Here is an 11,090-nt window from a genome sequence, read left to right as displayed (position 1 = left end):
GACCTCGCCGGGCAGGCGCAGATGGTACCCGCCGCCGCCGCGGCACAGGAGGATGGCGCGCGAGGTCGCGCGGTTGCCCGCCGGCCTCACGTGGACGATCTGGCCGTCGCGGAACGGCGGCGCCACGTCCAGGAGGCGAAGGAGGACCGGCGCCGTCGCGCGGCGCACCACGTCCTCGGTGGCGGGGGCGAGCGCCGCGCCCAGCTCGAGGACGACGAACCGGCTCATCCGGCGCTGGTCACGAGGCCCTTGTCGAGGAGCTCGCGAACGAACGCCTGCACGTCTGCGGCGGCCTGCTCGCGCGTGACGTCGAACTCGCGCACGACCACCTCGACGATCTCGTCCACGCTGCGCCGGCCGTCGATCAGCTCCCACACGCGGCTGCCGACCGCGTTGAGCCCGCGAAAGGCCTTCGTGTCGAGCGAGAGGATCACCGCCTCGCCCTCGATGACCCGCCACGCCGTCTTGGGACTCCGCGACAGGATCATCGGAAGAGCAGGGCCGCGAGGTGGAACGGCAGGCGCCGCGCCTTCCACGCGAGCCGGCCGCGCGCGGGCCGGGCGGCGACCCGGCCGAGCGCGCCCTCGAGGAGCGTCCAGGGCGGTCGCTCGAGGTCGAGCGTGCGTCCGGCCGGCGTCCTGATCGCGGTGACGCGACCGACCACGCGCGTCCACGCGAGCGACGCGTCCGCTTCCGGGAGCCCGTCCCCCCGCGTCACGACGCCGCCGGGCGTCGTTGCCACGACCCGGTGCACGACGAGCCGGGCGTCGCGCACGTACGCGACGATCGCGCCGACCCGCGGGCGCTCGGCGCCGACGGGCGCCAGGCACAGCGCGTCGCCCGGCTGGATCAACGGCGCCATGCTCGCCGACGCCGCGCTCACCCATGCGAGCCCGTCGCGCGCGAGGACGTCCGGCAGGAACTCGATCGCCAGGTCGGCTTTCGTCGTCGCCATGCCGAGTATGTATCATGGGTCGCGTGACCGCCGCCACTCGCTGGGCCGAGGCGAGCGCGACGCGCGGCGTGGTCGCCTCGCCCCACGCGCTCGCCTCCGAGGCCGGCCTCGCGATCCTCCGGCGTGGCGGCAACGCCGTGGACGCGGCGATCGCCGCCGCCGCCACGCTCGCGGTCGTCTACCCGCACATGAACGGTGTCGGCGGCGACAACGTGTGGCTGATCTACGACGCCGGGCGCGCGCGCCTGCGCGCGCTGGACGCTGCCGGACGCTCGGCGGCGACGGCGACCCTCGAGGCCTACCGCGCGCGCCACACGGCGATGCCGGTCCGGGGCGGCGCCGCGGCGCTCACCGTCCCCGGTGCGGTGTCGGGCTGGTGGGAAGCGCACGCGTACAGCCGCGACGTCATGGCCTCGCGCCTCGCGTGGGCGACGCTCGTCGAGCACGCGGTCGTCACGGCGCGCGAGGGATTCCCCGTCTCTGCGTGCCAGCGCCGGATGACCTCGAGCGCGGCGGCGACGCTCTTCGCGTCCGGCGCGCCGGACGAGGTGCGGCGGACGCTCTGGCCGCTCTTTCATCCCGAGCGCCTCGCCGCCGACCGGTTCGTCCAGCCGGAGCTCGCGGCGACGCTGGCGGCCGTGGCCGAGGGCGGAGCGGAGGAGTTCTACCGCGGGACGCTCGCCCGCCGCCTCGCGGCCGCCGCCGCGGCGGTCGGCAGCCCGCTCGCCATCGAGGACCTGTTCGCGCATCGCGCCGACTGGGTCGAGCCGCTCCGCGTGCCGTACCGCGCGGGCGAGGCGGCGAGCCTGCCCCCGCCCACGCAGGGCTTCGCCGCTCTCGCGATCCTCACCCTCCTCGCGGGCTTCGATGTGGGCGCCGTCGACGACGCCGACCTGATCCATCTAACCGTGGAAGCCACGAAGCTCGCCTTCGAGGACCGCGACCGGTGGCTCACCGACCCGACGACCGACGACGTCCCCGTGGCGCAGTGTCTCGACGCCGCACGGCTCGCCGAGCGCCGGCGGCTCATCTCGCGGCGCCGCGCGCGGCCCGCGGACCGCGCGCCCCAGGCGGGCGACACGATCGCCGTCGTCACCGCGGACGCCGCGGGCAACGCCGTCTCGCTGATCCAGAGCCTCTACCACGAGTTCGGCGCGGGCGTGGTCGCGGGCGACACCGGCGTCTTGCTGCAGAACCGCGGCGCGTTCTTCTCGCTCGATCCCGCGCATCCCAACCGCCTCGCGCCCGGGAAGCGCACGGCCACCACGCTGATTCCCTCGATGTACCTCGTCGGCGGTCGCCCGCGCTTCGTCTACGGCACGATGGGCGGCGAGGGCCAGCCGCAGACCCAGGCCGCGCTGGTCGTCCGCATGGTGGATCAAGGCCTCGGTCCGCAGGCCGCCGTCGAGGCGCCGCGGTGGCTCTTAGGCCGGACGTGGGGCGAGCCGACGCGCGCGCTGCGCCTCGAGTCGCGCTTCGGCCCCGAGGTCGCCGGGTCCCTCCGCGGCCGCGGCCACGCCGTGGAGGTGATCGAGGCGTGGAGCGATCTCGCGGGCCACGCTCAGGCGATCGCGCTCGATCCCGACGGCCTGCGTGCCGGCTCGGACCCGCGGGCCGACGGCGCCGCGCTCGGCTGCTAGCTCATCGCGCGGGCACGACGCGCTCGAAGAGCGTGTACGGCGAGCGCCGGGTCGCGTCGAGCGTCTCGCGCACCTGGGCCTCGCCGCGCCCGGCGCCCTGACGCAGGAGCGCCTCGAAGAACGCCGTGTAGAACGCGTCCGGGTAGACCAGCACGCTGAAGCGCGCGGCCGCGGCGGCCCCGTCGAGCCGCCGCGCGTACGCGAGCTCGGCGCGCCCGCCCGGCGGGAGGCGTGTGTCCGCCAGCTCGCGCTCGAGGTCGAGCGTCACCTCGCGGGCGATGCGCCGCTCCTCGCCGGTTCCCGCGATCGGACGCCCCGCCGCGTCGATCAGCTCGGCGCGCAGGAGGACGACGGGCGTGACGTACGTCGGGAACCGGTGGCCGACGCCCGTGCTCTCGACGACCAGGCGCGCGGCGATGCCGTCGGGCGCTCGCGCGGCGTCCTCGGTCAGCGAGATGGCGAGCCCGCCGCGGACCATGTCCGGGTCGTGGATGCCGCGCCAGAGGTGGCGGCGGTCGGGCATGTGGCAGTCCTGGCACTGCGTGCCCGCCGCCGCGAAGCGGCTCGCCTTCCACTCGTTGTAGGTGTCCTCGAGCAGCTTGCCGTTCAGCGCGTAGCCGTCGGGGCGGAACTGGTGGCAGTCCCGGCAGAACTCCGAGGCGAGGTACGCGGGCGTGCGGGTGACGCCGCCGTGCGGCAGCGTCTCGCGCGGCGCCGCGCTCTCGAGCGAGCCGTCGCGCCGCGGCGGGCCGAAGCGCCGGTGGCCGCGCACGTGGCAGGCCGCGCACGGGATGCCGCGCGGAGCGAGCGTCGGATCGAAGGCCGGGTTCGGTGCGAGCGTCCCGGGCACGCGTGGCGCCTGCTCGGCGAGCGGGGCGTGGCACTGGTGACACTGGAGCGCCTCGCCGGGACTCGACTCCAGCATCTCAGCGAGCTGGCCGGCGATCCCCGGGCCCATGGACGCCGCGTGCAGGCTCGTGCGCCAGTCCGAGAATTGCACCGGGTGGCAGGCGCCGCAGGCCTCGGGCGCGAGCGACGCCTCGAGCGGCGAGAAGCGCGTGGGCGGCGGCCCCTGCGGCGCGAGCGGCTGACGCCAGTGGCGCGCGACGAAGGTCTCCACCGGCTCGAGGCCCTCGCGCGTGGCCGCGGCCGCGCACCCGGCGACGAGCAGCATGAGCGCGAGCCAGGTCCGCGAGCACATGGCCTCCACCATAGCAAGGCTACAATAGCGGCGTGCGCGTCGCCCGCGTGACGGTGATCGGGTGGAAGGCGCGCGCCGCGCTCGATGCCGGCGGCGGCGGCGCGCGGGTCCTCGCTCCGCTCTCCGCGTCCATCTATCTCACCGCCGGCGCCGAGATCCTCTGGCTCGGCGCCGCGGGCGCCACGCCGCACCCGCGCGCGATCCTCTGCGCCGATCCGCTCGATCGCGCCGCCCGCCTCGAGCCGGGCGAGCCCGTGAGCGTCGGGGCGACGCGCGTGTCGCCGTGGCGCCCCGCGGAGGTGCCCGCCGGGCTGGACGCCGCCGCCGCCATGGCCCGCGGCGCCGCGCGTCTCGGCGCCGCGGCGCGGGCGCTCGGCGCTCCCGACGGACTCGGCGCGCTCCTCGTCGGCGCGCCTCCCGCCTTCCCGCTCGACGCCGCCGCCGGCCCCGCCCGGGCGCTCGCGGCGGCGTGCGCGGCGAACGCGCCGGAGCAGGCGGCCGGTGCCGCGCAGGCGCTCCTCGGCCTCGGCCCCGGCCTCACGCCCTCGGGCGACGATTACGTCGGCGGCGCGTTCTTCGCGCGAGCGCTCCTGGCCCGCGCCGGCGCCTGCGACGTCGAGCGCTGGCGCCGGGCCGCGGAGACCGTGCGCGGCGCCGCGCCGCGGCTCACCCACCCGATCAGCGTGGCGCTCCTCGGCGACCTCCTCGACGGCGACGGCTGGGCGCCGCTCCACGACCTGGCGCGCGCTCTGGCGACGGACGCGCCGGTGGAGACCGCCCGCGACGCCGCGCGGCGTCTCACGCGTCTCGGACACTCGTCCGGCTGGGACCTGCTCGCGGGATTCGTCGCGGGCGCAGCCTCCTGACGCCGTCCGACGCCCGCGGATTCCGGGTCCCCCGGAGGCGGTTGGCGACGTCGCCGGGTCGCGGTACAGTACGGGAGCGGCGCCCATCTCTGGTCCGGAGGACTTCGTGGATCCCTATCGCCTGCCCCGCACCGCGCTTCCGCGCCGGTACGACATCCGGCTCGAGCCGGACCTGACGACGCTGACCTTCCGCGGGGAGGAGACCGTCACGCTCGACGTGACCGAGTCCGTCTCGGAGCTCCTGCTCAACGCGGTGGAGCTCGCGATCGACGCCGCGAGCCTCGAGAACGACCGCGGCCAGTCCATCCCCGCGACCGTCAGCCTGGACGAGGCGGCCGAGCGCGCCCACCTCGCACTGGCGGCGCCCGCGACGTCCGGCCGGTGGCGCCTGCGTCTGACCTTCCGCGGCGCGCTCAACGACAAGCTCCGCGGCTTTTACCGCTCGAGCTACAAGGACGCGACGGGCGCGACGCGTCTCCTCGCGGCGACCCAGTTCGAGGCGACCGACGCGCGCCGCGCGTTCCCCTGCTGGGACGAGCCCGCGTTCAAGGCGGTCTTCGCGGTGACGCTCGCGATCGATCCGGCCCTCACCGCCGTCTCGAACACGCGCGTGGTCGCCGAGCGCCGCGAGGGTGGCAAGAAGGTCCTCGCCTTCGCCGACACGATCACGATGTCCACGTACCTCGTCGCGTTCGTGGTGGGCGAGCTCGAGGCGACCGAGCCCGTCGTGGTGGGCCGGACCCCGGTGCGCGTCTGGTGCGTGCCGGGCAAGAAGGGGTTGGCGGCGTTCGGCCACGCGGTCGCGGTCGCGTCGCTCCGGTTCTTCGAGGAGTACTACGGCATGCCGTACCCGGGCGACAAGCTCGACCTGCTCGCGATCCCGGACTTCGCCGCGGGCGCCATGGAGAACCTCGGGGCCATCACGTTCCGCGAGACCGCGCTCCTGGTGGACGAGCGCGCCGCGAGCCACACCGAGCTCGAGCGCGTCGCCGACGTCGTCGCGCACGAGAACGCGCACATGTGGTTCGGCGACCTCGTCACGATGACCTGGTGGAACGGCATCTGGCTCAACGAGGCGTTCGCCACGTTCATGGAGATGCTCTCGGTGGACGCGTGGAAGCCGGAGTGGCGGCGCTGGACGACGTTCGGCGTCTCGCGGGCCGCCGCGCTCACGGTGGACGGCCTGCACTCGACGCGGCCGATCGAGTTCCCCGTGCGGGCGCCGCGCGACGCCGACGCGATGTTCGACGTGCTCACCTACGAGAAGGGCGCCTCGGTGCTCCGGATGCTCGAGCAATACCTCGGCGCCGACGTCTTCCGCGAGGGCGTGCGCGACTATCTCCGCCGGCACGCCTACGCCAACGCCGACACCGGCGACCTCTGGCAGGCGCTCGGCAGCGCCTCGGGCCAGCCGATCCCCGCCGTGATGGACGGCTGGATCTTCAAGCCGGGGTACCCGCTCGTCAGCGCGCGGCTCGACGGGCGTGAGCTCGTGCTCGCCCAGCAGCGCTTCACCTACCTCCGCGAGCCCTCGCCCGGCGTGTCGTCCGCGGCCGAGAGCGACCAGCGCTGGCAGGTGCCCGTCCAGATCCGCGTTCACGCGGGCGGCCGGCATCCCGTCACGCGCCTCCTCCTCGCGGAGGGCGAGACGCGGGTGCCGCAGCCCGCGAGCTTCGACGCCGTCGTGGTCAACGAGGGCGGCCACGGCTTCTACCGCGTGCGCTACACGGGCGACCTCCTCGAGCGGCTCCTCGCGCGGCTCGCCGCGCTCGCGCCGATCGAGCGCTTCAACCTCGTGAACGACGCGTGGGCGGTGGCCGTCGCCGGGCTCATGAGTCTCACGGACTATCTCGAGCTCACGGCCCGCTTCCGCGAGGAGCGCGACCGCAACGTGTGGTCGGTGCTGATCGCGTCCCTCGGCGCGCTCCATCGGATCGTGGAGGAGGCCGACCGCCCACGGCTCGCCGCGCTCGTCCGCGACAGGCTCGGGCCGGCGTTCGCGGCGCTCGCCTGGACGCCGCGGCCCGAGGAGGACGAGCTCACACGTCAGCTCCGCGGCGACCTCGCGCGGGCGCTCGGCGTGCTCGGCGACGACCGCCGGGTCCAGGCCGAGGCGGCGGGACTCTACGCGGCGCATCTCGGCGGGCGCGAGGTGGACCCGAACGTGCTCCCCGCGCTCATCGCGATCCTCGCCCACGCCGGCGACGCCGCGCGCTACGACGAGTTTCTGACGCGCTTCAAGTCGGCGACCACGCCGCAGGAGGAGCAGCGCTACCTCTACGCGCTCGCGGGCTTCCGCCAGCCGGAGCTGCTCGAGCGGACGCTCGCCCGCACGCTCGACGGCGAGATCCGCACGCAGGACGCGCCCTTCGTCGCGCACGCGCTCCTCCTCTCCGTCCACGCGCGCGAGCTCGCCTGGACGTTCGTCAAGAAGCACTGGGACGCGATGGACCGCCAGTACCCCAAGCACGGGCTCCGGCGCATGGCCGAGGGCGTGACGGGCCTCACCACGCCCGAGCTCGAGCGCGACGTCCACGCGTTCTTCCGCGAGCGGAAGATCGAGCTCGGCGGCAAGACGCTCGCGCAGTACCTCGAGCAGCTCCACATCGCGGTGAGCCTCCGCGCGCGCGAGGGCGTGGGGCTCGCGAAGTACCTGGCGCGGTTCGCCTGAGCCCCGACGGGCAAGGAGACGATCCATGCGACGAGCGAGCGTGACGGCGGCGGTGGTGACGGCGTTCGCGGCACTCGCGGCCGCGGCGTGGGCCCAGCACGGCCACGGCGGCACGGGCGCGCCGGGACATCAGGCCGCGCAGGCGTGCCTGACGGAGTTCGAGCAGGTCGTGGGCGAGGGGCGCGGCTTCGGCCTGGCCTTCGCCGCCGACCAGAACGGCTACCCCGGCCCGATGCACGTGCTCGAGCTGAAGGACCGCCTCGGGCTTACGCCCGCGCAGGAGGCGCGGGCGCAGGCGCTCATGCACGCGATGTTCACCGAGTCCCGCCCGAAGAGCGCCGCGCTGCTCGAGGCCGAGGCGAAGCTCCGCCGGCTCTTCGCGGGAGGCGCCGCCGACGAAGCCGCGGTGCGGGCCGCCGCCCGCGAGGTCGAGCGCCTGCGCGGCGAGGTCCGGCTCGTCCACCTGCTCGCGCACCTCAAGACGCGCGACCTCCTCACCGAGGATCAGCGGCGCATCTACCACGAGGCGCGCTGGGGCGCGCGCTGACCGCCTGCGTCTTCTGTGACCGCGTCGCGTCGGGCGACGTCATGGTCGCGAACGAGCTCGCCGCCGCCTTCCCCGACGGCTTCCCGCTGACCCCCGGCCACACGCTGGTCGTCCCCCGGCGCCACGAGGCGGACTACTTCGCGCTCACGCGCGATGAGCAGACCGCGGTGTGGGAGCTGGTCAACGCGATGCGGGACCGGCTCGCGGGTGAGCACCGTCCCGGCGGCTTCAACCTGGGCGTCAACGTCGGCGCGGCGGGCGGCCAGACGGTCGGCCACGTGCACATCCACCTGATCCCCCGCTATGCCGGCGACGTCGACGACCCGCGCGGCGGGATCCGCTGGATCATTCCCGCGAGGGCGCGCTACTGGGAGCAGAGCGCGCCCGGTCGTTAGTCGCGAAGCGCTTCGACCAGCGAACTCAGGCTTCTGATCCGTTCGAGCCGCGTGCCCACGGCCGGCGCGCCCTCGGCGTGGGCCTGCCTGGCACTTTCCAGCGCTCGCTCCGCCGAGTCCGACAGCGCTCGCAACCGACCGCGGATCTCTGATTCCAGCAGGCGCCGGCTCTCGGCCACACGCGCCTCGAAGTCATTCTTGATCCGCGCGCTGTTCACCTCGAGCAACCGCTCCAGATAGCGACCCGCGTCGCGTTCGATCGCCCGTCTCCGCCACGCCCGGCCGCCCATGACATCGAGGAGCCTGGCACCGGCGGATCCCGGCGCCACGGCGAGCATCTCGGTGTAGCGGATCCGGCTGCGCACTCTGAGGCCCAGCTCGGGGTCGAGCCGCGGGAGGCCAGGGAGGTCCGCCATCGGGGCGAGCGAGTCCTGGAAGCCGTTGGCCAGCTCGATGAATCGCGCCATGGCCTCGCGAAAGAGCGCCTCTGCCCGCGGCTCCATCTCCTCCCGCCACCGGTCGAGCAGGCGCCGGGTCACCTCGAGCGCGCGCTCCATCGCGCGCTTCCGCAGGGTCGGGCCCGTCGCGTCCTCCCCACGGATGGCCGCGACGAGCTCGCGCCGGGCCTCGGGCAGCGCGCCGCCGAAGAAACCGTCGCGCGCCTCCACGAAGGCGCGCGAGAGACGCTCCTGGATCCCGGTGAGGCGATGGCCCAGCTCCTCGAGTGCCTGCTCCGCCCAGATCACGGCGGCGCGCAGCCGCTCGACCCGCGCCCGGGATTCCTCGATGGGCCGCGCCAGCGCCTCTTCCTGCTCGCCGAGCTCGCGGAGCAGACGGTCGACGAGCGCCGCCGTCTCCCGCCGTTCCGCGGCCCGGACGAGGTCGGCGCCCGAGTCGCGCGCGAGCGACGCGAGCCGTGCGACGAGCGCCGCCCAGTCCCGCGACGGCCCGGTCCCGGCCAGACACTCCGCGGCGCTCACCTCGAGAATCGGCCCGACCGGCCGGCCCGGCTGCTCGGCGAGCACGCGCGCGGTGAACCGGATCGCCTCTTGGCGCTCCGAGTCGGGCACGCGGTCGGCCTTGTTGAGGACGACGACGACGTCGCTCACCTCGCGCGCGAGCTCGGCGATGAGCGCCAGCTCCTCGCCGGAGATCGGCGGATCGGCGCCCAGGACGACCAGCGCCGCGTCCGTGTGCGTGACAAACGCGCGCGCGGCCGCGCTGTTCGCCGGCGAGATCGAGCCGAGCCCGGGCGTATCCACGAGGCACATCCCCGACTCCAGCAGGGCGCTCGGCACGAAAACCTCGACGGCGACGACGCCCTTCTCGTTGCCGGGGTTCTCCTCCTCTGAGACGTAGGCCGAGAGCGCCCGCGGCTCGCACTCCTCCCAGTCCCGCTCCTTGAAGCGCACGCACGCGGCGAGCCGCGGGCCGTGGCGGACAACCGTCACGACCGACGTCACGGGCACGACGCCCGTCGGCAGGACGGGCTCGCCGACGAGCGCGTTGAGGAGCGTGGACTTGCCGCGCTTGAACTGGCCGACGCAGACGACGTAGAAGCGTCCTTCCCCGAGCCGCCCGGCGAGCGCGCCGGCCTCGGCGGCGAGCTCGCGCGCGCCAGCCTCGGTCGCGAGACGCGCGAGGACGGCGAGCCGCCTCGTCATTGCCTCGCGCCGGCCGGCCGCGCGCGCACGGCCCGAGGAGCCTTCGCCGGATGGAACCACCGCTGGGCGATGATCGTCGGGATCACCGCGCTGGCCACGACCACGGTCACGAGCACCGAGAACTGCGCCTGGTCAAGGATCCCGCGTTGAGGCCATAGAGCGAGGAGATCGTCCCGAAGGTCAGCCCCGTCGACATGAGCAGGGTGACGAACATCGCGTCGACAGGCACCCAGCGCTTCGCGAGCGGGTACACGCCCGCGATCTTCGTCACCTGCTTGACGGCGAACAGGAGCCCCAGCAGGCCGAGGTTCGCCCAGACGAGCTTCAGCGACACGTTCATGCCGCCCTTGAGGAAGAAGAACGGGGTGAGCAGGGCGAACGCGACGACCCGGAACCTTCGCGTCAGCTCGGGATGCTGATGGAAGATGTGGGCGAGCGCCAGTCCGAGCACGAAGGCGGGGAGGACGGCGTGGCTCTGCGCCTTTTCCGCGAAGAACATCAGCACGAGCAGGGCCGCCACGGCGCCCTTGATCTCCGGCTCGATCACCCGCTCGCCGTAGCGCGAGAAGAACCACGGCTGGAGCGCGACCATGGCCCAGATGACCAGCACCGAGACGCCCAGGAACGGCACGAGCCACCACGTCGGTCGTATGAAGAGGAGCGCGAGCGCCAGCGCGGTGCCGAAGTCGGTCACGAAGGTGGCCGCCATGACGAGCTTGCCGAGCGGCGTCAGCGTCAGCCCGGTCTCCACGAGCACGGCGTAGACGACGGCCAGCGAGGTCGTCGACAGGGCGACGCCGGCGATCTGCGCCGCGGCGGATGACCAGCCGAGCACCCAGGCACAGAAGAGCCAGGCACCGAAGAACGGGGCGGCGAAGGACACGCTGCCGATCAGCAGGCTCTCCTTGAACTTCTCCTGCATCACCCGTGGATCGACCTCGGCGCCGGCGAGGAACGTCAGCAGAATGCTGCCGAACGACGCGAGGAAATCCATCCACGGCGGGCTCGTGAGGCTGAGGAAGTTCCCGGCGACGACGCCGAGGGTGATCTCGATCAACGCCACGGAGATGCCGAGCTCGACCGAGGCCACGCTCGCCAGGAGGATGAGCAGGCCCGCGATCACCGCGATCAGGAGATTCTCCACTCGCCCC

The 11,090-nt window shown here is 74.2% G+C and carries 11 protein-coding genes; 5 read left to right on the top strand and 6 right to left on the bottom strand.

Features of this window, described 5'->3' with window-relative positions; genetic code table 11:
* The 3 genes from VKG64_07160 to VKG64_07150 form a co-directional block, all read right to left on the bottom strand.
* Nucleotides 1-228 (bottom strand): hypothetical protein (locus VKG64_07160; protein HKB24819.1); only part of this gene is annotated, 228 nt, incomplete at its 3' end.
* Nucleotides 225-488, bottom strand: a complete 264-nt coding sequence (locus VKG64_07155; protein ID HKB24818.1) for a PqqD family protein — start codon at nt 486-488, stop codon at nt 225-227. The genes VKG64_07155 and VKG64_07160, both read right to left, overlap by 4 nt.
* Nucleotides 485-955, bottom strand: a complete 471-nt coding sequence (locus VKG64_07150; GenBank protein ID HKB24817.1) for a hypothetical protein — start codon at nt 953-955, stop codon at nt 485-487. Before VKG64_07150 ends, VKG64_07155 begins: the two co-directional genes overlap by 4 nt.
* Nucleotides 956-978: 23 nt before the next feature.
* Between VKG64_07150 and VKG64_07145 the strand changes: the two genes are divergently transcribed.
* Nucleotides 979-2,595, top strand: coding sequence for a gamma-glutamyltransferase (locus tag VKG64_07145; GenBank protein ID HKB24816.1), 1,617 nt, complete (start codon nt 979-981; stop codon nt 2,593-2,595).
* Between the two features lies 1 nt (nt 2,596).
* Here VKG64_07145 and VKG64_07140 read toward each other — a convergent pair whose 3' ends face one another.
* On the bottom strand, nt 2,597-3,796 hold the full coding sequence (locus VKG64_07140) for a multiheme c-type cytochrome (GenBank protein HKB24815.1): 1,200 nt from the start codon (nt 3,794-3,796) through the stop codon (nt 2,597-2,599).
* A gap of 32 nt (nt 3,797-3,828) precedes the next feature.
* On the opposite strand from VKG64_07140, the gene VKG64_07135 reads away from it, so the two are divergent.
* From VKG64_07135 to VKG64_07120, 4 genes are all read left to right on the top strand, one after another.
* Nucleotides 3,829-4,662 carry a DUF2877 domain-containing protein gene (locus VKG64_07135; GenBank protein ID HKB24814.1) on the top strand — a complete coding sequence of 278 codons (834 nt, stop codon included), beginning with the start codon at nt 3,829-3,831 and terminating at the stop codon, nt 4,660-4,662.
* Between the two features lie 106 nt (nt 4,663-4,768).
* Nucleotides 4,769-7,333: a M1 family metallopeptidase gene (locus tag VKG64_07130; protein HKB24813.1), complete on the top strand. Its 2,565-nt coding sequence runs from the start codon at nt 4,769-4,771 to the stop codon at nt 7,331-7,333.
* A gap of 25 nt (nt 7,334-7,358) precedes the next feature.
* Nucleotides 7,359-7,880: a periplasmic heavy metal sensor gene (locus VKG64_07125; protein HKB24812.1), complete on the top strand. Its 522-nt coding sequence runs from the start codon at nt 7,359-7,361 to the stop codon at nt 7,878-7,880.
* Nucleotides 7,865-8,275, top strand: coding sequence for an HIT family protein (locus VKG64_07120; protein HKB24811.1), 411 nt, complete (start codon nt 7,865-7,867; stop codon nt 8,273-8,275). The genes VKG64_07125 and VKG64_07120 overlap by 16 nt, the downstream gene beginning before the upstream one ends.
* Here VKG64_07120 and VKG64_07115 read toward each other — a convergent pair.
* The gene (locus VKG64_07115) at nt 8,272-9,939 is read right to left on the bottom strand and encodes a dynamin family protein (protein HKB24810.1); all 1,668 of its coding nucleotides are present in this window, start codon (nt 9,937-9,939) and stop codon (nt 8,272-8,274) included. The two genes, VKG64_07120 and VKG64_07115, sit on opposite strands and share 4 nt — an antisense overlap.
* Nucleotides 9,940-10,045: 106 nt before the next feature.
* Nucleotides 10,046-11,083 (bottom strand): cation:proton antiporter, encoded by a 1,038-nt coding sequence (locus VKG64_07110; protein ID HKB24809.1) that lies wholly within the window; start codon nt 11,081-11,083, stop codon nt 10,046-10,048.
* Nucleotides 11,084-11,090 lie beyond the last annotated feature (7 nt).

The sequence above is a fragment of the Candidatus Methylomirabilota bacterium genome, assembly GCA_035260325.1.
Classification (GTDB): Bacteria; Methylomirabilota; Methylomirabilia; order Rokubacteriales; family CSP1-6; genus AR19.
The sequence above is the reverse complement of the archived record's forward strand: the minus strand, read 5'-3'. Positions and strand labels throughout refer to the sequence as shown.